Below are 21,972 nucleotides of genomic sequence, written 5' to 3'. Positions count from 1 at the left end.
TCATGGACAAGTCGACCTTCGAGGAACGCAAGGCGATCAACGGCCAGATGCATTCGCGCCAGCGCCATGACAGCGCCCACAAGCATGTGGCCGGCACCGCCGACTATATCGACGACATGCCGGAACCGGCGGGCACCCTGCACGGCGCGCTCGGAATGACCGACCGCGCCCATGCCGAAATCACCGAGATGGACCTGTCGGCCGTCATCGCAGCGCCCGGCGTCGTCTGCGTGCTGACTGCGCGCGACATGCCGCATTCCAACGACATCAGCCCCAGCCACCTGCATGACGAGCCGGTGCTCGCCGACGGCATCGTCCAGTTCCACGGCCAGCCGGCCTTTGCCGTCATCGCCGAGACGCGCGACATCGCCCGCCGCGCCGCCCGGCTGGCAAAGATCAGCTATCGCGACCTGCCGCATTTCACCGATATCACCGACGCCGTCGCCCATGGCGGCGAACTCGTGACCCAGCCATTGACCCTGCAGCGTGGCGACGCGGAAACCGAACTGGAAAAGGCGCCGCGCCGGCTGAAGGGCCGGATGCGCATCGGCGGCCAGGAGCATTTCTATCTCGAAGGTCATATCGCCCTTGCAATTCCCGGCGAGGACGACGAGGTCACCGTCTGGTCGTCGACCCAGCATCCGAGCGAAATCCAGCACATGGTCTCACACGTGCTCGGCGTTCCCTCCAATGCAGTGACGGTCAATGTGCGCCGCATGGGCGGCGGCTTCGGCGGCAAGGAAACGCAAGGCAACCAGTTCGCAGCGCTTGCGGCCGTGGCGGCCAAGAAGCTCAACCGCGCCGTCAAGTTTCGCCCAGATCGCGACGAGGACATGACGGCCACCGGCAAGCGCCACGACTTTCTCGTCGACTATGACGTCGGCTTCGACGACGAGGGCCGCATCCACGCGGTGCATGCCAATTATGCGGCGCGCTGCGGCTATTCCTCCGATCTTTCCGGGCCGGTCACCGACCGCGCGCTGTTCCATGCCGACAGTTCCTATTTCTACCCGCATGTGAAATTGACGTCGCAGCCGCTGAAGACCAACACAGTCTCCAACACCGCCTATCGCGGCTTCGGCGGGCCCCAGGGCATGGTTGGAGGCGAGCGCATGATCGAGGAGATCGCCTACGCGCTCGGCAAAGATCCGCTCGAAATCCGCAAGCTGAATTTCTACGGCGAAAAGGGTTCGGGGCGGGATATCACGCCCTACCACCAGCAGGTCGAAGACAACATCATCGCCCGCGTCGTTGCCGAGCTCGAAGCCGACGCCGACTACCAGGCGCGCCGCAAGGCGATCGTCGACTTCAACCGCACGAGCCGGGTCATCCGCAAGGGCATCGCGCTGACGCCGGTGAAGTTCGGCATCTCCTTTACGCTCACCGCCTTCAACCAGGCGGGCGCGCTGGTGCATGTCTATCAGGACGGCTCGATCCACCTGAACCATGGCGGCACCGAGATGGGCCAGGGCCTCTATGTGAAGGTCGCCCAGGTGATCGCCGACAGCTTCCAGGTCGATCTCGAACGCGTGCGCATCACCGCCACCACCACCGGCAAGGTTCCGAACACCTCGGCGACCGCTGCCTCGTCCGGCACGGATCTCAACGGCATGGCCGCCTTCGATGCCGCGCGCCAGATCAAGGAGCGGCTCATCGCCTTTGCCTGCGAACGCTGGCAGACGACGGCGGAAAACGTCACCTTCGTTCCAGACCACGTCAAGATCGGCGAGGAACGGATAGCCTTTCCGGAATTCATCAAGCTTGCCTATATGGCACGTGTGCAGCTCTCGGCCGCCGGGTTCTACAAGACGCCGAAGATCCACTGGGATCGCGCGACCGGCCGCGGAACGCCGTTCTACTACTTCGCCTACGGTGCCTCGGTCTCGGAAGTCTCGATCGATACGCTGACCGGCGAATACATGGTCGACCGCGTCGACGTGCTGCACGATGTCGGCCGCTCGCTCAATCCGGCAATCGACCTCGGCCAGATCGAGGGCGGTTTCGTCCAGGGCATGGGGTGGCTGACGACGGAGGAGCTGTGGTGGGACGACAAGGGCCGGCTGCGCACCCATGCGCCCTCGACCTACAAGATCCCGCTCGCCTCAGACCGGCCGAAGATCTTCAACGTCAAGCTGGCCGAGTGGGCGGAGAATGCGGAAAAGACCATCGGCCGGTCGAAGGCGGTGGGCGAACCGCCGTTCATGCTGCCGATCTCGGTACTCGAGGCCCTGTCGATGGCGGTCGCAAGTGTTGCCGATTATCGCGAATGCCCGCGTCTTGATGCGCCGGCGACGCCGGAGCGCGTCTTGATGGCCATCGAACGTCTTCGCAAATCCCCTTGAAACAAGACAACGCCGCGCATCCTGCCCGATGCGCGGCGCTTTCGAAAAATCCGGTCAGATCCGGGGCAGTTCGTCGCTGTTGAACAGCCGATGGGCATCCTTCTGTGCCTCGGCGTCGTGCCCATAGGGGCCGCGGCCATCCATGAAACCCATGTCTCTTTTGATGTGGTCGGACAGTGCATTGACATCGAGCACCGGCTTGGCGGCAACAGTGCCGCGAAACAGGGAGGACGTGAACCGCACGACCGCATCCAGCGAAAGAACCTGTTTTCTTTCAGTATGTTCGATAACGTCGCAAGTCATTTTTATCACCTGTTCGTCTTGGGAAGTTGACTTGCAGGATGACGTGGAAGAGGATTGAAATCCAATCGAACATCCGTCTGCATGCATCAAGAGAACTTATCCATGAAGATGTCCAAGCAGTTTCCGCTGAATGCGCTCCGGGTCTTCGAAGCCGTCGCCCGGCTCGGCAGCTTTACCAGGGCCGGCGAAGAGCTGGGCATGACCCAGACCGCCGTCAGCTACCAGGTCAAGCTGATCGAGGAGAATGTCGGCGAGCCCCTGTTCCTGCGCCGTCCGCGCCAGATCGCTCTCACCGACGTCGGCCAGCGGCTAGCGCCGCGGGTCACCGAAGCCTTCGAGATGCTGCAGGAAGCCGTCTCGTCGGCGCGCGGCGACATCGACAGCACGCTGCTGATCAGTTCGACCCCGACCTTCGCCTCGCAATGGCTCGCTCGCAACATCGGCTCGTTTCAGCTCGCTCACCCCACCATCGCCGTGCGCCTGGACACCAACGACAACCTCGTCGATTTTGCCAAGGAATTCACGGATGTCGCCATCCGCTCCGGCGCGGGCGTGTGGCCCGGTCTCGACACGCATCCGCTGATGCGCGTCGAGTTCAGCCCGATGCTGAGCCCGGCACTCGCCGAAACCATCGGCGGCATCCACGAACCACGCGATCTCCTGAAGCTCAGGATCATCGATGCCGGTGATCCCTGGTGGCGGCTCTGGTTTGCCGCAGCCGGCGTGAAAGATCCGGATCTGGAAGGTCGGCCGACGAGCCGGCTCGGGGCACAATCCTTCGAGGCGCGCGCGGCCATCGCGGGCCAGGGCGTGGCGATCCTGACGCCGGAATTCTACGGCGACGACGTGGCGCTTGGCCGGCTCTACCAGCCTTTCGACCTGCGCTGCAGCGACGGCTGCGATTACTGGCTTGCCTACCCGCATGCCCGCCGCAACACCCCGAAGATCCGTATCTTCCGCGACTGGATCCTCAGCGAACTCTGCCCATCGATGCAGTTCGGAGCCGATTGGGTGGAGCAGCGCAAAGCAGCTTCCGCGCGCTAAAGCATTTCCAGGAAAAGTGCGGAGCGGTTTTCCGTTAGGAAATGCGTAAAGGCAGAGACATAGAGCGTTTCTGTGTTTCCGTCTAAATCGGAAACGCTCTAGGGTAACCCCTTAGAATCCATCAGGTTTATCGTCAGGCACATTTCACCGCGAAATCGTCCCGATCCCTGCAAAACACGCCCACAGGTGCATGCTCCCCCTTTCCCAACTCCCGGTTTTTGCGCAAGGTGCGCCGACGGAGAGAATAAAGGGGACCCCGAATGTATGAGTTCGCCATCGCCTGGGAATGGCTGGCCTTTGCCGTGCGCTGGCTGCACGTCATCACCGCCATCGCCTGGATCGGCTCATCCTTCTATTTCATCGCGCTCGACCTCGGCCTGGTGAAGCGTGATCATCTGCCCGTTGGCGCCTATGGCGAGGAATGGCAGGTGCATGGCGGCGGTTTCTACCACATCCAGAAGTATCTGGTGGCGCCGGCTTCCATGCCCGAGCACCTGACCTGGTTCAAATGGGAATCCTACGTGACGTGGCTTTCGGGCTTTGCCATGCTCTGTCTCGTCTACTACGGCGGCGCCGATCTTTTCCTGATCGACCGCCATGTGCTCGACATCTCCGCGACCACGGCCATCCTGATCTCGCTCGCCTCGCTCGGCATCGGCTGGATCTTCTATGATCTGCTCTGCAAGTCGCCTTTGGGCAAGAACACCTGGGGCCTGATGGCGCTTCTCTACGTGGCGCTGGTGATCATGGCCTGGGGCTATACGCAGGTCTTCACCGGCCGCGCCGCCTTCCTGCACCTGGGCGCCTTTACGGCGACCATCATGTCGGCCAACGTCTTCTTCCTCATCATCCCCAACCAGAAGATCGTGGTTGCCGACCTGATCGCCGGCCGCACGCCGGACCCGAAGCTCGGCGCGCAGGCCAAGCAGCGCTCGCTGCACAACAACTACCTGACCCTGCCGGTCATCTTCTTCATGCTGTCGAACCATTATCCGCTGGCCTTTGCCACCGCCTTCAACTGGATTATCGCGGCCCTCGTATTCCTGATGGGCGTCACCATCCGGCATTGGTTCAACACCACCCACGCGCGCAAGGGCAGGCCCACCTGGACGTGGCTTGCCACCGTGCTCCTCTTCATCCTGATCATGTGGCTGTCGACCGTGCCGAAGGTGCTGACCGGCGAAGAAAAAGCCGAGATCGCACCAGTCTTTGTCCGTTTTGCCGAGAATGCGCACTTCCCCGCCGTCAAGGACGCGATCTCGACCCGCTGTTCCATGTGCCACGCAGCCGAACCGGTCTATGAGGGCATCGTCCGGGCGCCGAAGGGCGTGGTGCTGGAAAGCGATCAGGAGATTGCCGCCCACGCCCGCGAAATCTATATCCAGGCGGGGCGCAGCCATGCCATGCCGCCCGGCAACATAACAGACATGACGACGGACGAGCGCCAGTTGCTGACAGCCTGGTTCGAAAGCGCCGTCGAGGAAGGCAAGACACAATGACATCGACGCTCATCCGCGGCCGCCTCCTGAGCTTTCACCGCGCGCCACTGGCCATCGACGACAGCGCCGCCTATGCCTATGAGGCGGATGGCGCATTGCTGGTCGAAGGCGGTGTGATCAAGGCGTCGGGCACTTATGAGAGCGTGAAGTCCGAGGCAGCGGATGACAGTGTCGAGATCGACCACCGCCCGCATCTGATCGTGCCCGGCTTCATCGACACACACCTGCATTTCCCGCAGATGCAGGTGATGGCGTCCTATGCCGCCAACCTCTTGGAATGGCTGAACACTTACACCTTCCCGGAGGAATGCCGCTTCGTCGAGACCGCCCATGCCGAGCGTATCGCCAGCCGCTTCTTCGACGAGATGGTCCGCCACGGCACGACGACGGCGGCGGCCTATTGCTCCGTGCATAAGGCTTCGGCCGACGCCTTTTTCTCCGAGGCGCTGCGCCGCGACATGCGCATGATCGCCGGCAAGGTGATGATGGACCGCAATGCCCCGCAAGGCCTGCTCGACACGCCTGAGATGAGCTACGACGAGACCCGCGCGGTGATCCGTGATTGGCACGGCAAGGGCCGCAACCATGTGGCCATCACCCCGCGCTTTGCCATCACCTCGACGCCGGAGCAGATGGACGTGGCCAAGTCGCTGGTGCACGAATTCTCCGACCTGCACGTCCAGACGCATCTTTCGGAAAACCGCGACGAGATCGCCTTCACCTGCGAACTCTACCCGCAAGCAGTCGACTATACCGACGTCTATGCCCGCTATGGCCTGCTCGGGCCGAAGAGCCTGTTCGGCCACTGCATCCACCTCTCTGAGCGCGAGGCGGATGTGATGAGTGAGACTGGATCGGTCGCGGTCTTTTGCCCGACATCCAATCTCTTCCTCGGCTCGGGGCTTTTTCCGTTGCGGGCGCTCAACCGACGCGACAAGCCGGTGCGCACTTCGGTCGCCTCCGATATCGGCGGCGGCACCAGCTATTCCATGCTGAAGACGCTCGACGAGGCCTACAAGATCCTGCAGTTGCAGGGCGAGCGCCTGAACCCGTTCGACAGCTTCTTCATGATGACCCGCGGCAACGCCGAGGCGCTGTCGCTGGTGGATCGGATCGGCACGCTCGAGGCCGGCACCGATGCGGACTTCATCGTGCTCGACATGGCGGCAACGCCGGCGATGGCGCTGCGCGCCGAAGTGGTCAACTCGCTTTCCGACGAGCTGTTCCTGTTGCAAACGATGGGCGACGACCGCTCTGTGGTCGAGACCTATGTTGCGGGAAGACCGGCAAAGTCGGCACTCGCTGCCGCCTGATTTTGCCACAGAACGAAAAGAGGTCAAAAAAATTGACCTCTTTTCCCAAGCGCTATTAACAAGCCTTCGGCAAACATGGTAAGGGCTGTGAAGTCAGTCCTCGAGCAGGCGTGCACGGTTTTCGCCGACATCCGCTCTGCCCCTGCGTTTCAGATGAAGGCCGTTTCCATGACGCAAATCCTCGAAATCAGCGACCTCAAGGCCCTTGCCAAGCGCCGCGTGCCAAAACTCTTCTTTGATTACGCCGACAGCGGCGCTTGGACCGAGGGCACCTATCGCGCCAACGAGGAAGATTTCGCCAAGGTGAAGCTGCGCCAGCGGGTGCTGGTCGACATGACCAACCGTTCGCTGGAAACGACGATGATCGGCCAGAAAGTGTCTATGCCGGTGGCATTGGCGCCGACCGGCTTGACTGGCATGCAGCACGCCGACGGCGAGATGCTGGCAGCCCAGGCAGCCGAGGCCTTCGGCGTTCCCTTCACGCTCTCGACAATGAGCATCTGCTCGATCGAGGACGTGGCGTCGGTCACGACCAAGCCCTTCTGGTTCCAGCTTTACGTCATGCGCGAGCGCGAATTCGTGCTGAACCTGATCGACCGCGCCAAGGCCGCAAAGTGCTCGGCGCTGGTTCTGACACTCGACCTGCAGATCCTCGGCCAGCGCCACAAGGACCTGCGCAACAGCCTGTCGGCCCCGCCGAAGCTGACGCCAAAACATCTCTGGCAGATGGCGACGCGTCCGGGCTGGTGCATGAAGATGCTCGGCACCAACCGCCGCACCTTCCGCAACATCGTCGGCCATGCCAAGAGCGTCACCGACCTCTCCTCGCTCGGCGCCTGGACGACGGAACAGTTCGACCCGCAGCTGTCGTGGAAGGACGTCGAGTGGATCAAGGAGCGCTGGGGCGGTCCGCTGATCCTGAAGGGCATTCTCGATCCGGAAGACGCCAAGATGGCGGCTGCGACCGGCGCCGACGCGATCATCGTCTCCAACCACGGCGGCCGCCAGCTCGACGGCGCCCATTCCTCGATCAGCATGCTGCCGCGCATCGTCGATGCGGTCGGCCACCAGATCGAGGTGCACATCGACGGCGGCATCCGCTCCGGCCAGGACGTGCTGAAGGCGGTGGCGATGGGCGCCAAGGGCACCTATATCGGCCGCCCCTTCCTCTACGGCCTCGGCGCCATGGGGAAGGAAGGCGTGACCAAGACGCTGGAAATCATCCGCAAGGAGATGGACATCACCATGGCCCTCTGCGGCAAGCGCGATATCAACGACGTCAACCGCGACATTCTCGCGGATTGAGGCACGGCCTTTCGACTACTCTCCATGGAGACAGCCTCAGGATCGGCCTCAAAGAGCGCAGCGCGTCAAACATGGCGCGCTCGAGACACTGCAACGCGCTAAGCTTGCTCAAAAATTCCGGCGGTTCAACGCCGGTCAAGGGCAGCCCCAGCTCTCACCGTCATGCTCGGGCTTGACCCGAGCACCCACCACACTCAAGCTCTTCCGCGTCCGGCGCATGGCTGGATCCTCGGGTCAAGCCCGAGGATGACGGTCGGAGAAGGCGAGCGCGAAATCAGAGCTGCCTCCGCTCAGCAGATTGCCTGCGGAACCTCGTTCTCCAAGCATGCAGAAAACCAGCGCTCAACTGCCGCGATAGGTAGAATAGCCGTAGGGCGAGAGAAGCAGCGGCACGTGATAATGGCTGCCCGGATCGGCGATGCCGAAGCGCAAGGGAATCAGGTCGAGGAAGGCGGGTTCCGGCAGCTCCACACCTGCTCCCCGCAGATAGGCGCCGGCGTGGAAGACGAGCTCGTAGCTGCCGGCCATAAAGCCGACGCCTTCGGCCATCGGGCCATCCACCCGCCCGTCGCTGTTGGTGTGGACGGTGCGGATCAGTTGCCGCTCCTCGCCTTCGAGCCAGAAGAGATCGATGCGCAAGCCTTCGGCGGGCTTGCCGAGCGCGGTGTCGAGGACATGGGTGGTCAGACGGCCGGTGCTGCTCATCGCGTCTCTTCCTTCAGATTGCGCTCTCGATGACGAAGGGCTCTTCATAAGAATACTCTTCGAGATTGTTACCCGGCCCCTCGCGGTCGACGACGATGAAGTCGTTGACGGCGCCCACCGTCATCAGTGGGTGATGCCAGACATTGCGGCCGTAATTGACGCCCTGCCGCCCCTGCGCCCGGAACACCCGCGGCGCGCCCGGCTTGCCGCCCTCGTCTTCGGCAACGACCACAAGCCAGGGCCGGTCGTCGAGCGGCGAAAAACTTTGGCTGCCGAACGGGTGCCTCTCCATCATTGCGACCGAATAGGGGAAAGCGCGTGGCTGGCCGCGAAAGATGTTGATGATGACATTGGCGCCCTCGCCGGTGACATCGGCGCGCGCCAGGCCGTGGAAGCGCTCGGTGTTGCCACCGTTGATGTAACGCATCGACGCAGGATCCGCTTCGATGACGGTGCCGAATGGGGCGAAAGCGTCCTGTGTAAGGGGTTCGATCGAAAGAATACGCGACATCAGGCAATAACCCCGCGGCTGTTGCTGCCGGCGGTATTGGCATGATCCGGTTCGACTACCCTCCATAACGGTGAGAGTAGAGTGCGAACGGGTACGTCAGGCATTTTCGTCTCCTGGAAGCATGGATTGCAGCCGCAGACGAGCGATTTTCTCCACCTGCGCACAGGCGGTCTCAAATTCCTCTTCGGTCGAATTGTCAATGCGCCTTTCGAACGAGGCGAGAATATCGTTCTTCGTCAGACCCTTGACGGCGATGATGAAGGGAAAGCCGAACTTCTGCGTATAGGCCTCGTTGAGCGCCGTGAAGCGGGCATGCTCGTCGGCCGAAAGACGATCAAGCCCGGCGGACGCCTGCTCGGCGGTCGAGTCCGCCGTCAGCTTGCCGGCGATCGCCAGCTTGCCGGCAAGATCCGGGTGCGCCCGCAGCACCGCGAGCCTCTCGCGCGGCAATCCGGCGCGAAAGGCCTGGCAAAGGGCCGAGTGTACATTGCCGGCTGAAAGTCCCGTCGCGGCCGCCCGGTCATAGGCTCGTTCGGCAACCCAGGGAGAATGCTCGAACACGCCGCCGAAGCGGCTGACGAAGGCGTCGCGATCGGACATCAGAGAGCCCCTTCCGGCTTGTGGTGTTCATACCAGTGGCGGGCGATATCGATGCGCCGCGGCACCCAGACCTTGTCGTGCGACATGACGTAGTCGATGAAACGCGCCAGCGCCGCCGCACGGCCCGGACGGCCGACGAGGCGGCAGTGAAGACCGATATTCATCATCTTGGCGTCGCCTTCCTTGCCTTCCTCGTAGAGCACGTCGAACGTGTCCTTGAGATAGGTGAAGAACTGGTCGCCGGAGTTGAAACCCTGGTTCGTCGCAAAACGCATGTCGTTGGCGTCGAGCGTGTAAGGAATGATCAGATGGGGCTTGTCGGCCGTAAGCCCCGGAACCCAGTAGGGTAATTCGTCCGCATAGCTGTCGCTGGAATAGAGGAAACCTCCCTCTTCGAGAACCAGCTTCAGCGTGTTGTTGGACGGCTTGCCCTGGTAAAGGCCGAGCGGACGCTCTCCGGTCAGCTCGGTGTGCAGACGCACCACCTCGCGGATATGCTCGCGTTCCACCTCTTCGGGGAAATCCTTGTATTCGAGCCAGCGCAGCCCGTGGCTGGCGATCTCCCAGCCGGCTTCCTTCATGGCGGCGACCGCTTCCGGATTGCGCGCCATCGCCTGCGTCACGCCATAAACCGTCAACGGCACGTCGCGGCTCGTAAACATGCGCCACAGCCGCCAGAAGCCGGAGCGCGAGCCGTATTCGTAGATCGATTCCATGTTGAGGTTGCGCTGCCCCGGCCAGGGCTGCGCGCCAACGATCTCCGAAAGCAGGTTTTCCGACGCCGGGTCGCCATCGAGAATGCAGCTTTCGCCGCCCTCTTCGTAGTTGAGCACGAACTGCACGGCGATGCGCGCATCGCCCGGCCAGTTTGCCTTGGGCGGGTTGCGGCCATAGCCGACGAGATCGCGTGGATAGGTAGTCTCAGACATCAAATCACCCTTCGAATTTTCCGGAACGGTATCATCGCCGCCCGGATTGTCGAGACAAAATGACGTCAGTGCAGACGGTTAGCGACTCGGTTAGCGACCGGCCATCAACGCGGCCACCATCCGCGACAGCGGCGGAACCGGGCTCGGCGCAAGCGTTGCCTCGGCTGCGGCCCGCTTGATCCGGTCCGCCCGCTTGGTCGCGGAAATCTTGCCGAGCGGGTGCTGAGAGTGAACGCGCATCGGAGCACCCGATTCCTGCTCGACGAACAGCGCCAGGCTGCCGATCGTCAAGGGTTGCATCAGGCACGGCTCGAACAGGTCGCGAAGCGGCGCCTCGATGCGGCGTATCGCGTCCTGACCGAGCGGCCCGGTCAGCATCATGTGGAAGCGATATTCGTCCATCACATGTGGATCGCCCCAGCGATGCAGATTCGAGAATTGCGGCGCCGTCAGCCGGTCCGGATCGGAACGTTCGATCTCGTCTTCGCTCAGCGGCGCGCGGAACGCGTCGAACTCCTGGATGATGCTGGCGGCGAGCAGGTGCATCGCCGTGCTCGGGATCTGCGGCATCAGCCCCCAGCACTGGCCGAGGCGAGCCACTTCCATCCGCTCGATCTCGAACGGCATCTGGGCGCCGGCAAAGTGCATCAGCGCCTTGAGCAGCTGCGCCTCGTCCATATCAGGGTGGAGCCTGAACGGCGACATCACCACCGCATGAAACCCGAAGCGACGTGGAACGGCCGTGTGGAAAGCAATCTCGGATGCGGTCAATCCGCAGATCGACGGCAGTTCGGTAGGCTCGCCCGAGTAGACGTTGCGACCGAGCCAGCTCGCGGCAACCGTTGAGAGCGGATCGGCCATCGGCGGCGTGAAACAAATGGCGTAACGCATGCGCATGCTCCGGAAATCCGTTCTGGCACTTGCCCGCGACAACCAATCTCGATCGTCGCCAGGGCTGGCGCAGGTTCAAAACCTTGAGAGCGTCAACAATGCTTCCCCGAGGAAACGCGACGCTCTACTGCCTGCGTCTTAGGTGATTTGCGTGACAGATTGACGAAGTAGGCGGGGCATGCCTGGGGATCACGCCCAAGGTTCTCGACCGAACTGTTTCGGAACCATCGCGGCCAACAGCCGTTCCCCTGATGTAGCCAACAACGATGGAGAAGAAGTGTGACCTATCACAATGCGAACCTTCAGGACGCCAGCATCAAGGAAACCCATGACCTGATCGCGAGCGACAAGGTTGAAGGCACGAAGGTTTATGGCGCCGACAGCAAGCACATCGGCTCGATCGAGCGCGTGATTATCGAAAAGCGCAGTGGTCGCGTGGCCTATGCCGTGCTCGGCTTCGGCGGTTTTCTCGGCATCGGCGAGGATCACTATCCACTCCCCTGGGCGAAGCTGACCTATGACGAGAGCCTCGGTGGCTATCGCACTGACGTGACCCGCGAACAGGTCGAGCGCGCGCCGAAGTATCATGGCAGCGATGAATACGACTGGAACGCCGAGAACGGCCGCCGCGTCTACGACTACTACGGCGTGCCGCCTTACTGGATGTAACGACCGGGTTTTCCCGATACAGGATTTACGGGCCCCGCCAGCGGCGGGGCCCTTTGCATGACGACGCCTTAAAGATGTTTCTCGCGAAGTGCCGCTATGTGTGTCCGGCACAGGAAGGTGTCCGGAATTTCGATTGACGGGCGACCCGTGATCTCATCGACGACGAAGCGCGCGAGGCGATGGGCGATGCCGAAGCTCACCTTGAAGCCGCCTGTCAGCACCGACAGGTTTTCGTGATCCGGATGCCGCCCGACCATCGGCTCCCGTTCGGTCGATTTCGGCCGGATGCCGGCCCAGCGCTCAACCACTTCCGCCCCGAGTAGAGCCGGAACCAGCACCTCGGCCCGCCCAAGCAGCTCATTCAAGAGTTCATCCGTGGACAGCGGATCGGCATATTTGTTTTCGCTGGTGCTGCCGACAGCCACATGCCCGTCGTCATGGGCGACGATGTAGACGCCGTCGGTGAAGATGACGGGCAATTGCGGATCGACATCGGCCAGCAGCAGCGCCGCCTGGCCCTTGACCCCCGTGCCGCTCGGTCCGCGGATCGGTCCGCACAGCGTGTCGATCAGCGGAAAGCTGCCGATACCGGCGGCAAGAATGCAGTGGCCGAATGCGATTTCCGTACCGTCATCGAGTTCCGCCCGGCCTTGGCCGGGGTGGATACCCCGAACGCCGCTTCCCTCAACAATCCGCACCTTCGGCGCTCGCGCCAGGGCCGCGCGCAAAACTGCCAGCATCTGGCGAGGCGCAAGCCGGCCGCCAAGCGTATCGAACACCAATCCGTGGGCCATCTCTTCCGCACCGAGCCAGCCGGAGGGCGCCTCGTCTCGCACATGCCAGAAGAACCGGCGGTCACCTGCCCGCCAGTTTGCCAATGCATCCTGTTCGTGGCGAAGGGCGATGTCACGCAGATGCGGCTTGGCGAGCGGCATGATCCGGCCGCTGCGGCGATAGCCCGCCGAAAGCCCGGTTTCAGCCTCGAGCGCTTCGATCTCGCTCTCAAGCAACACCAGCGCTTCGAATTGGAATTGTTTCTTGGCGTTCCACTTGTCGGGCATATGCGGCATCAGCGCGCCGAGGATGCCGCCGCTGGCACCGGCGCCGATGTGGCGCTCTTCGACAAGGCAGACGCTCATGCCCGCGCGTGCCGCCATAAGGGCGGCCCAAAGCCCCATGATGCCGCCGCCGATGATCAAAACTTCGCTCATCGATTGACCTTCTCCGGTGGCGGGATTATCGCCATCGCATGACAGGATCCGCCGCAGAACCGAACCAGCCCCCGGCCCATCAAAGCCTCGATTGGCACGAGGGCGATATGCCCTATTCGCGCGAATTTGGCGATCACTTTTATTGCCGCACCGATGGCCGGCTCGAATGCGGGCACGTGTTCCTTGCCGGCAACGGCCTGCCCGAACGCTGGGCCACCGGCGACGCGTTTACCATTGGCGAACTGGGCTTCGGCACCGGCCTCAATTTCTGTGAAACCTGGCGGCAATGGAAAGCGGCAGCGACAGGCGGGGCATTGCACTTCGTCAGCTTCGAGCGGTTCCCGATGCAGGCGGAGGAAATCTCCCGAGCGCTTGCCCATTGGCCAGAGATCGATGCCGAGCGGCTGGCTCTCGTCGAACGATGGCCGGCTGCGAACGACGGCCGGATCGAGATTGATTTCGGCGATGGCGTTCGCCTGACCGTCGTCTGCGGTCCCGCGCTGGAGAGCCTCGCCGAGGCGGCCGAGTGCTTCGATGCCTGGTTTCTCGATGGTTTCGCGCCGTCGCGCAATCCCGACATGTGGTCTGAAGAGCTGATGCGACTGGTGTTCGACAGGACCGCACCCGGCGGCAGCTTTGCCACCTATGCCGCCGCTGGCTTTGTTCGCCGCAATCTGCAGGCAGCCGGCTTTGCCGTCGAGAAGCGCAAGGGCTTCGCCGGTAAACGCGAGATGCTGCGCGGCGACAAGGTCTGAGCAAGACGTTTTCACGGCCTTTACTCCACCAGAGAACTGAACTGTCGCAAATGGCGGGGGCATGCCTGCGAATAATCTGCGACAAAAATCCATCGGCAACGCGGTGGGTTTTTCATGAACGACGATCAGTTTCCGGATGCTGCGACAGGCGAAAATTCCTCCCCGCTCGAGCGACGACGCAGGCCAGGCGGCCGCGGTGGCGAGCGCACACGAAAGTCCACGGGCGGCAAATATCTCAATCTCGTCAACACCCAGAGCAAATCCTCGGTGCTGTCGGACGATGCGCTCTATGCGATCCATGAGGCGTCGCTGACGATCTTGGAAGAGATCGGCATGGACGTCATTCTGCCTGAGGCGCGCGAGCGCATGAAGGCAGCCGGCGCCGATGTGACCCCCGGGACTGACCGCGTGCGCTTCGACCGCGGGTTGATCATGGACATGATCGCCTCGGCCCCCTCCTCCTTCACCATGCATGCGCGCAATCCGGCCCGCAATGTCGCGATCGGCGGCAACAATCTGGTGTTCGCCCAGATTGCCAGCGCACCGTTCGTCGCCGACCGTGAAGGCGGCCGGCGCACGGGCAACCAGGAGGATTTCCGCAAGCTGGTGAAGCTCGCCCAGTCCTACGACATCATTCACACCACCGGCGGCTACCCGGTCGAGCCGGTCGATCTGCACGCCTCCGTCCGGCACCTCGACTGCCTCTCGGACATGGTGAAGCTCACCGACAAGGTCTTTCACGTCTATTCGCTCGGTCGCCAGCGCAACACCGACGGCATCGAGATCGCCCGCATCGGCCGTGGCGTATCGATGGAGCAGATGGAGCGCGAACCATCGCTGTTCACCATCATCAATACCTCGTCGCCGCTGCGCCTCGACGGGCCGATGCTGCAGGGCATCATCGAAATGTCCTCTCGCAACCAAGTGGTGGTGATCACGCCGTTTACGCTTGCAGGCGCGATGGCGCCGGTGACGATCGCTGGCGCACTGGTCCAGCAGAATGCCGAGGCGCTCTGCGGAATTGCCTTTACCCAGATGGTGCGACGCGGAGCGCCTGTCATGTACGGCGGCTTCACCTCGAACGTCGACATGAAGACCGGTGCGCCCGCCTTCGGCACACCTGAATACATGAAGGCGGTGATTGCCGGCGGCCAGCTCGCCCGCCGCTACAACATTCCCTACCGCACCTCCAACACCAATGCGGCCAACACGCTCGACGCACAGGCCGCCTACGAGTCGGCGCTGTCGCTCTGGGCGCTGACGCAAGGGGGTGGCAACTTCATCATGCATGCCGCCGGCTGGACGGAAGGAGGACTGACGGCGTCCTTCGAGAAATTCATCCTCGACGTCGACATGCTGCAGATGGTGGCGGAATTCCTGACGCCGCTCGATGTCAGCGAGGATGCGCTCGGTCTCGACGCGGTGCGCGATGTCGGACCGGGCGGCCATTACTTCGGCACGCTGCACACGTTGCAGCGCTACGAGACCGCCTTCTATTCGCCGATCCTGTCGGACTGGCGCAACTTCGAGACCTGGACGGAGGCCGGCCGCCCGACCACCTATGATCACGCCAACCGCGTCTTCAAGCAGAAGCTCAACGAGTACGAACGGCCGCCGCTGGATCCGGCGATCGAAGACGAACTCGACGCCTTCGTTGCCAAGCGCAAGGAGGAAGGCGGCGTCCCGACGGATTTCTGACGGGACGCGGTGTTTCGGTTTGCGGGAAAAGCCTCAGGGATAGACTGCCGAGCGGGCGGTAGCGATCAGCTGCTCGATCGGCACCGTCACGCAGTTGCGGTCGATTTCGGCGACCGTCTTCTGCTTCACATTGGCCGACAGCAGTTTACGCAGATCACCGAGCGTTTTTGGCGCCGCGCAGATCACCAGGCTGTCGAAGGCGTTGTCGTTTAGATAACCTTCGATCTTGCTCGCCACATCGGCGGCAAAGCGGTGTTTTTCCTCGCGCACCGGATCGCTGCTGTATTCCATCGCTGAGCGGCCATGCCCCACCGAGGAATGACTGCGCCCCGGCTTGTCGGCCATGATGTCCTGGGCGCGCTTGGGATCGGTGTGAATGACCTCCTCCTCCGGGTGCTGACGTTCGTCCTTCCGCAGGTTGACGCCCTTGACGAAGCGCGCCGTGTTGCCATCCGCGGCCAGTATCCAAGTCCGGTTTTGCACGATTGTCTCCCATGAAATGATGTTGCTCGTGGGCAGGCCAGAATGGGCCCGGAATAGAAACGGATGAAGGCCGATCCGGTTCCATCCACTTTGTCAAATCCATGCACTTTTTTGGTGTGCCGGCCGCCTCACATGCGCGCGAGGTAGGCCTCGAAGCTGCGTTCGGGCGTCGGCTGGAAATGATCCCGCTCGACTTTCATCTCGCGGATGCGATCCACACGGAAATCGCGGAAATCCTGGCGCAGCTCGCACCAGCTGGTCAGCAGCCAGTGGTGGCCGAAGACGCTCAAGCCCAGCGGCCAGACCGTGCGCTCGGAGCTCTGGTCGGCAAGGCTTTCATAGGCGATCGTCACCTTTCGCTCCTCTGTGATCGCCCGGCGCAGATCACCAAGCACCGGCGGCGTCTTCGGCTGCAGCGCCGAGCGGAAAGCGCGGATCGGGGCGCTGCGCAATCGCGCCACGTGCTCGGGCGGAAGTCCGTGCTCGATCTTGTCCATCGCCTCACGGGCGGCCTGCGCCAGCCTGCTGTCGCCGAGCATCTGCACGGCCCGCGCGCCGAAGGCCAGCGCCTCCAGCTGTTCGAAGGTGAAGGCGAGCGGTGGTGCGTCAAAGCTTTCGCGCAGGAGGTATCCGACACCGCGCTCACCGTCGATCGGCGCGCCTGACGCCATCAGGTGCTCCATGTCGCGGTAGATGGTGCGCCGCGCCACTTCCATCTTCTCAGCGATTTCCTGCGCCGTCATCGCTCGGCCGGTCGCGCGCATGAGCTGGATGATTCGAAACAGCCGGTCGGCAGGTCTCATTGGGGCAATCCGATCGCAGGTCCCGTGTACGGCTATGGCCATAAGGCTGTCAGTTGCAGTGTGATTAAGTCAAGCCGCAATCAACAGGGAGCATGACATGACCACCGAAAGCATCATCGAACTCGCCGTCTGCATCGTCGCAGACAGGCCAGCCGCCGCGGCCGCTCGTCAAAGGGCGATGCAAGCCGTCTCGCAATATCCGGGATTCATTTCCTGGCGTGCCGTCGGCTCCTGCGAAAAGGCAGACATGCTTGCGGATCTGGTCGAGTGGGAAACGCTCGACGCGGCCAGATCAGCCGGCGAGCGCGTGCGCCGCGATCCGGATTTTGCGCCTTACATGGCGGCAATCAGCGCGGTAATGCTGATGCAGCATTTTGCGGTCGAGCAACAGATCTGAGCAGAAAGACGATCCAGCAATGGCTGAACCACTGAAGAACCTGCTGCATCCGGGTGTCGTCACCGCCATCGCCGACCGCCTGTGCGCGGTCCGCCCGACCTTCGAGCGAGCAAGGTTCGAAGCGCTTGCCGGCGCCAATCTCGAAGCGCTGGAATTGATGCAGCGATCGCTACTGATCCGCGATGCCCTGATCGAAACCCTGCCGCAATCCTTCACGGAAGCAGCGGCCGCCCTTGATGGCTGTCTGCCGAGCGGTGACCGGGCCGGCCTCAGCGGCTGGGCGCTGCTACCCGTCAGCCAATATGTCGCGGCACACGGGCTTGGCGATTTCGAGCTGTCGCTGGCACTGCTGCGTGCCTTGACGCCGCACTTTACATCCGAGTTCGGAATCCGTGTGTTCATCGACCAGGATCAGGAACGGGCGCTCGCGATCATCGGCCCTTGGGTCACCGATCCGAACCATCACGTCAGGCGCCTGGCGAGTGAGGGCACCCGCCCTCGCCTGCCATGGGCGATGCGCCTGCCGAAGCTCATCCGCGATCCCCAACCGATCCTGCCGATCCTGACCGCGCTGATCGACGACCCGGAAGATTATGTCCGCCGCTCGGTCGCCAACAGCCTCAATGACATTGCCAAGGACCATCCCGATCTCGTGGCAGGGTTTGTGGCCGAGCACATGGCAGGCGCCTCGCCCGAGCGGCGGCAATTGCTGCGCCACGCGTCGCGTACGTTGCTGAAACAGGGCCATGGCACTGCCCTTTCGAACTTCGGCTTTGCGCCACCCGCAGGCATCGACGCAGCCATTTCGCTCGACCGGTCGGAAATCGCTCTTGGAGAAAGCCTCGTCTTCAAGCTGGCTGTCAGGCACTCCGCCGAGACCGCCCAGAAGATCATGATTGACTACGCGGTGCACCACCGCAAAGCCAATGGCACGACATCGCCCAAAGTGTTCAAATGGACATCGGCAACGCTCGAGCCGGGCGCGACGATCGAGATCGAAAAGCGCCACGCGATCCGGCCGATCACGACCCGCCGCTATTATCCCGGCGCCCATCGCGTGGTCATCCTCGTCAACGGCCAGGAGGCAGCCGACGCAGATTTTCAGCTCTCGGTTGACGAATAGCCCCACCTCATTTCGCACCTGCGAAAAGATGGACCTTGACTTTTGGGCGCAAAACGACGACATGGACGCAGCGTCACCTTCAGGCCGCCGCGTGAGCGCGCCCTCGGCAACACAGAAAGCCGTGAAGAAGGAAAAGCGCACCCATACGCCGTAAGCGGCGACAGCACAGGCGCTTGACGACTTTTTCTTAACCCACAAGTTCCCAATTCACGCGGGGTTCTTGACGCCGAACGACACCGGAACAGCAGACTGCGGTTCCGGCGAATGCGTTTGGCGCCCCCAAAAGGTATATGCATTTGTCCACCTTTAAAGATCTTGGTCTTTCCGAACACATTCTGGAGACCCTGACTGCCAACGGCTTCGAAAAGCCGACGCCGATCCAGGCGCAGGCCATTCCGCTGGTGTTGAAGGGCCACGACCTGATCGGTCTCGCCCAGACCGGAACCGGCAAGACGGCCGCCTTCGGCCTGCCGATGATCGAAAAGCTTGTTGCCGACGGCAAGCGCCCCGACCCGCGCAACATCCGCGCCCTAGTGCTGGCGCCGACCCGCGAACTGGTCAACCAGATCGCTGCCAACCTCAAGCTGTTCGTCAAGAAGTCCCCGCTGAAGATCGGCGTTGTCGTCGGCGGCGTCTCGATCAACAAGCAGACCGAACAGCTCGCCCGCGGCGTCGACATCCTAGTCGCAACGCCGGGCCGCCTGCTCGACCTGATCAACCGCAAGGCCGTGACCCTGACGCAGGGTCGCTACCTCGTGCTCGACGAAGCCGACCAGATGCTCGACCTCGGCTTCATCCATGACCTGCGCAAGATTTCCAAGCTCGTGCCGAAGAACCGCCAGACGCTGCTGTTCTCCGCCACCATGCCGAAGCTGATCGCCGAACTCGCTGGCGAGTACCTGACCGACCCGGTCAAGGTTCAGGTCACGCCTCCGGGCAAGGCCGCCGACAAGGTCGACCAGTATGTTCACTTCGTTCCCGGCAAGGACCTGAAGACGGTTATCCTCAAGAAGACCCTGACCGAGAACCCGGATGGCCTGTCGCTGATCTTCAGCCGCACCAAGCACGGCGCCGAGAAGCTGATGAAGCATCTCGACCACGTCGGCTTCAAGGCCGCCTCGATCCACGGCAACAAGAGCCAGGGCCAGCGCGAGCGCGCCTTGAAGGCGTTCCGTGACGGCGAGATCCGCGTGCTCGTCGCCACCGACGTCGCTGCCCGCGGCATCGACATCCCCGGCGTCACCCACGTCTACAACTACGACCTGCCGGAAGTTCCGGACGCCTATGTTCACCGCATCGGCCGCACCGCCCGCGCCGGCCGCGACGGCATCGCGATTGCGTTTTGCGCACCGGACGAAATCCGCCTGCTTCGCGACATCGAGAAGCTGATGGGCATCAACATTGCTGTCGCCAGCGGCGAAGCGCCTGCCGACCAGGCCCGCCCGTCCAAGGGACGCGGTGGCCGCGGCAACGGCAATGGCAACGGCCAGCACCGCGGCAATGGCGGCGGCGGTCAGCGCCAGGAAGCCCGCCCGCGCCGCGAGCGCCCGGCTCGCCAGTCGGCACTCGCTCCGAGCAGCTTTGCCGGTGACGACCTCCTGCGCGACGACCGTCCGCAGAAGACGGAACACCGTGGCCAGCGCCCGGCCAGCCAGGGTCATGCCGACGGCCGTTCGGAAGGCAACCGCAACCACGAGCCCAAGAAGCACCACGGTCGTCCCGGCCAGAAGCCGGGCGAATGGCGCAACAAGGGCCCGCGTCCTGAAGGCCAGGGCGGCGACCGCCGCGAAGGCGGTCAGGGTGGCATGCGCCGTGGAGCCGGTGGCGGCAATCGTGGCCAGCAGGGCTGATCTCTACGCGCGTTCCAGGCGAGCCGTTTGAAGCGGCTCCCGGAACTGCCGGAAAATCAAAGAATTGAGAACGGCGGGTCGCTTCGGCCCGCCGTTTTTTATGCCTGCTGCTTGCGATTGGTGAGGTAGACGCCGGCAACGGCAATGACCGTGCCGATGATCATCGGCAGCGTCAGCGCCTCGCCGAAGAACAGCCATGCCTGCACGGCCGCAAGCGGCGGCACCAGATAGATGAGCGAGGCTGCGCGCGAAACCTGGCCGCGGCGGATGAGATAGAGCAGCAGCGCGATCGCACCCATGGAAAGTCCGAGCACCGACCAGGCGAGGGCTGCAAAGATCTGCAGGTTCCAGGTGACATGCAGATCCTCGAGCATCAGCGCGAGCGGAATGGTGACGATGAGTGCGCCGAGATACTGAAGCGCCGCAATGGTGCGGATGTCGCCGCTTTGCAGATGCCGCTTCTGGTAGAGCGTGCCATAGGTCACAGCGGCCATGCCGAGAACGTTGACGATCACCGGCAGCAGGTGGATCGGCGTTGCACCGGTATCGATGACGAGCACCTTCGGCAACACGGCAAGGGCGATTCCGAAGAAACCAAGCACCAGCCCGAGTTTCTGCTGAATGCTGAGCTGCTCGTCGATGACCACGGAGGCAGCAACAGCCGTCATCAGCGGCTGCAGCCCGGCGATGATGCCGGATATCGCCGCCGGCACGCCCTGTCCGATCGCCCACCAGACGGCGCCGAGATAAAGCCCGTGAAGAAACATGCCCGAGACCACCGCGTGGGCAGCCGCCGACCATGACGTCGGCCATTTCGCCCGGGTCACGAGACAGAAGCCGATGAACAGCAGGATCGCCAACGTATAGCGCAGAACCAGAAACGTCAGCGGATCGGCATAGACAGCCGCATATTTGGCGACGACCCATCCGGTCGACCAGAGCAGTACGAAGATGGCCGGGGCCAGGCGGGCGAGTGTCATTGACCTATCCGAATGGGCAAAGGGAGGTCAGCCGCGATAGACGCGGCGACGTTGATGGTCAAAGCAATTTTTCTGATGGTGACGATCAGCGAATTGGAACCATCAACCGCAGCGACGACAGCGAGAGCGAAACGAAGCCCGGTTCGTATTCCTCGCGAAAGTGCAGCCTGCTGGTATCGACCGCCAGGCCTTCGGATGCGATCCAGTCGAACATGTGCTGGTAATGCGCAAAGACGTCGCCAGCTTCGGGGTGATGCATGGCGCTGACGAAGCGCATGGCCGGCAGGTCGACATGGCCGGGGTGGCGGGTCGTTTCCGCCTTCTTCGAGACGAAGCCGACGAGGTAGCGGAAACCATCCGGCCGATCGTTCCAGGACAGACCGACGAGCATCGGATGATCCTTCGGATGCAGCCGCAGATGATGCTCCTGCATCTCCGCGATCAACCGGCGCACGGCACCATCAGCCGCCTCGACGAAGGTTCCCTCCCAGAAGGAGCCGGCAACGCGCTGCGCCGGCCTTTCGACGATTTCGAACACGATGCACCTCTTGCCAAGAAAGG

22 protein-coding genes are annotated in these 21,972 nt (G+C 62.8%); 11 read left to right on the top strand and 11 right to left on the bottom strand.

Features of this window, described 5'->3' with window-relative positions; all coding sequences use genetic code 11:
* Positions 1-2: 2 nt before the first annotated feature.
* Positions 3-2,342: a xanthine dehydrogenase molybdopterin binding subunit gene (gene xdhB, locus AC07UR_RS16825; RefSeq protein ID WP_209791002.1), complete on the top strand. Its 2,340-nt coding sequence runs from the start codon at positions 3-5 to the stop codon at positions 2,340-2,342.
* A gap of 54 nt (positions 2,343-2,396) precedes the next feature.
* Here the strand turns inward: xdhB and AC07UR_RS16820 are convergent, their stop codons facing one another.
* Complete coding sequence (locus AC07UR_RS16820; protein WP_173420879.1) at positions 2,397-2,645, bottom strand: hypothetical protein; 249 nt, start codon at positions 2,643-2,645, stop codon at positions 2,397-2,399.
* Between the two features lie 102 nt (positions 2,646-2,747).
* Between AC07UR_RS16820 and AC07UR_RS16815 the strand changes: the two genes are divergently transcribed.
* From AC07UR_RS16815 to AC07UR_RS16800, 4 genes are all read left to right on the top strand, one after another.
* Positions 2,748-3,689 carry a LysR substrate-binding domain-containing protein gene (locus tag AC07UR_RS16815; protein ID WP_209791003.1) on the top strand — a complete coding sequence of 314 codons (942 nt, stop codon included), beginning with the start codon at positions 2,748-2,750 and terminating at the stop codon, positions 3,687-3,689.
* 260 nt (positions 3,690-3,949) lie between these two features.
* Positions 3,950-5,188 carry a urate hydroxylase PuuD gene (puuD, locus tag AC07UR_RS16810; RefSeq protein WP_173420881.1) on the top strand — a complete coding sequence of 413 codons (1,239 nt, stop codon included), beginning with the start codon at positions 3,950-3,952 and terminating at the stop codon, positions 5,186-5,188.
* Positions 5,185-6,501, top strand: a complete 1,317-nt coding sequence (gene guaD, locus AC07UR_RS16805) for a guanine deaminase (RefSeq protein WP_209791004.1) — start codon at positions 5,185-5,187, stop codon at positions 6,499-6,501. Before puuD ends, guaD begins: the two co-directional genes overlap by 4 nt.
* 168 nt (positions 6,502-6,669) lie before the next feature.
* Positions 6,670-7,806 carry an alpha-hydroxy acid oxidase gene (locus AC07UR_RS16800; RefSeq protein ID WP_173420883.1) on the top strand — a complete coding sequence of 379 codons (1,137 nt, stop codon included), beginning with the start codon at positions 6,670-6,672 and terminating at the stop codon, positions 7,804-7,806.
* Between the two features lie 342 nt (positions 7,807-8,148).
* Here the strand turns inward: AC07UR_RS16800 and uraH are convergent, their stop codons facing one another.
* The 5 genes from uraH to AC07UR_RS16775 all read right to left on the bottom strand — a co-directional run bounded on the left by uraH (position 8,149) and on the right by AC07UR_RS16775 (position 11,442).
* On the bottom strand, positions 8,149-8,511 hold the full coding sequence (gene uraH / locus AC07UR_RS16795) for a hydroxyisourate hydrolase (RefSeq protein WP_173420884.1): 363 nt from the start codon (positions 8,509-8,511) through the stop codon (positions 8,149-8,151).
* 13 nt (positions 8,512-8,524) lie between these two features.
* A complete protein-coding gene (locus AC07UR_RS16790; protein ID WP_209791005.1) occupies positions 8,525-9,022 on the bottom strand; it encodes an ureidoglycolate lyase in 498 nt (165 codons plus the stop codon).
* Between the two features lie 96 nt (positions 9,023-9,118).
* On the bottom strand, positions 9,119-9,622 hold the full coding sequence (gene uraD, locus AC07UR_RS16785; RefSeq protein WP_025428020.1) for a 2-oxo-4-hydroxy-4-carboxy-5-ureidoimidazoline decarboxylase: 504 nt from the start codon (positions 9,620-9,622) through the stop codon (positions 9,119-9,121).
* Entirely contained in the window at positions 9,622-10,551 is a 930-nt protein-coding gene (puuE, locus tag AC07UR_RS16780; RefSeq protein WP_115419556.1) for an allantoinase PuuE, read from the bottom strand. Before puuE ends, uraD begins: the two co-directional genes overlap by 1 nt.
* 90 nt (positions 10,552-10,641) lie before the next feature.
* A complete protein-coding gene (locus AC07UR_RS16775) occupies positions 10,642-11,442 on the bottom strand; it encodes a DUF1045 domain-containing protein (protein WP_209791006.1) in 801 nt (266 codons plus the stop codon).
* A 279-nt stretch (positions 11,443-11,721) separates the two neighbouring features.
* Between AC07UR_RS16775 and AC07UR_RS16770 the strand changes: the two genes are divergently transcribed.
* Positions 11,722-12,111, top strand: coding sequence for a PRC-barrel domain-containing protein (locus AC07UR_RS16770; RefSeq protein ID WP_173420888.1), 390 nt, complete (start codon positions 11,722-11,724; stop codon positions 12,109-12,111).
* Positions 12,112-12,179: 68 nt separating this feature from the next.
* Here the strand turns inward: AC07UR_RS16770 and AC07UR_RS16765 are convergent, their stop codons facing one another.
* Positions 12,180-13,322, bottom strand: coding sequence for an NAD(P)/FAD-dependent oxidoreductase (locus AC07UR_RS16765; RefSeq protein ID WP_209791007.1), 1,143 nt, complete (start codon positions 13,320-13,322; stop codon positions 12,180-12,182).
* Positions 13,323-13,360: 38 nt separating this feature from the next.
* Here AC07UR_RS16765 and mnmC2 point away from each other — a divergent pair, with 38 nt between their 5' ends.
* Complete coding sequence (mnmC2, locus tag AC07UR_RS16760; RefSeq protein WP_209791008.1) at positions 13,361-14,077, top strand: tRNA (5-methylaminomethyl-2-thiouridine)(34)-methyltransferase MnmC2; 717 nt, start codon at positions 13,361-13,363, stop codon at positions 14,075-14,077.
* A 114-nt stretch (positions 14,078-14,191) separates the two neighbouring features.
* The gene (locus tag AC07UR_RS16755; RefSeq protein WP_209791009.1) at positions 14,192-15,775 is read left to right on the top strand and encodes a trimethylamine methyltransferase family protein; all 1,584 of its coding nucleotides are present in this window, start codon (positions 14,192-14,194) and stop codon (positions 15,773-15,775) included.
* A gap of 33 nt (positions 15,776-15,808) precedes the next feature.
* On the opposite strand, the gene AC07UR_RS16750 is transcribed toward AC07UR_RS16755, so the two are convergent.
* Entirely contained in the window at positions 15,809-16,258 is a 450-nt protein-coding gene (locus AC07UR_RS16750; protein ID WP_115419552.1) for a host attachment protein, read from the bottom strand.
* A 128-nt stretch (positions 16,259-16,386) separates the two neighbouring features.
* Positions 16,387-17,061, bottom strand: a complete 675-nt coding sequence (locus tag AC07UR_RS16745) for a helix-turn-helix transcriptional regulator (protein ID WP_209791010.1) — start codon at positions 17,059-17,061, stop codon at positions 16,387-16,389.
* Positions 17,062-17,158: 97 nt separating this feature from the next.
* On the opposite strand from AC07UR_RS16745, the gene AC07UR_RS16740 reads away from it, so the two are divergent.
* The 3 genes from AC07UR_RS16740 (at position 17,159) to AC07UR_RS16730 (ending at position 20,431) form a co-directional block, all read left to right on the top strand.
* A complete protein-coding gene (locus tag AC07UR_RS16740) occupies positions 17,159-17,458 on the top strand; it encodes a hypothetical protein (RefSeq protein ID WP_209791011.1) in 300 nt (99 codons plus the stop codon).
* Between the two features lie 19 nt (positions 17,459-17,477).
* Positions 17,478-18,581, top strand: coding sequence for a DNA alkylation repair protein (locus AC07UR_RS16735; protein ID WP_209791012.1), 1,104 nt, complete (start codon positions 17,478-17,480; stop codon positions 18,579-18,581).
* 296 nt (positions 18,582-18,877) lie between these two features.
* Positions 18,878-20,431: a DEAD/DEAH box helicase gene (locus AC07UR_RS16730; protein WP_209791013.1), complete on the top strand. Its 1,554-nt coding sequence runs from the start codon at positions 18,878-18,880 to the stop codon at positions 20,429-20,431.
* Between the two features lie 98 nt (positions 20,432-20,529).
* Here the strand turns inward: AC07UR_RS16730 and AC07UR_RS16725 are convergent, their stop codons facing one another.
* Positions 20,530-21,411, bottom strand: coding sequence for a DMT family transporter (locus AC07UR_RS16725; protein ID WP_209791014.1), 882 nt, complete (start codon positions 21,409-21,411; stop codon positions 20,530-20,532).
* Between the two features lie 85 nt (positions 21,412-21,496).
* Positions 21,497-21,949, bottom strand: coding sequence for a GyrI-like domain-containing protein (locus AC07UR_RS16720; RefSeq protein WP_327795862.1), 453 nt, complete (start codon positions 21,947-21,949; stop codon positions 21,497-21,499).
* Between the last annotated feature and the right edge of the window lie 23 nt (positions 21,950-21,972).

The sequence above is a fragment of the Ensifer sp. GW821-FHT05G01 genome (genome assembly GCF_059419585.1).
Note: the sequence above shows the minus strand (reverse complement) of the source record. Positions and strands in the feature narration are given on the sequence as shown.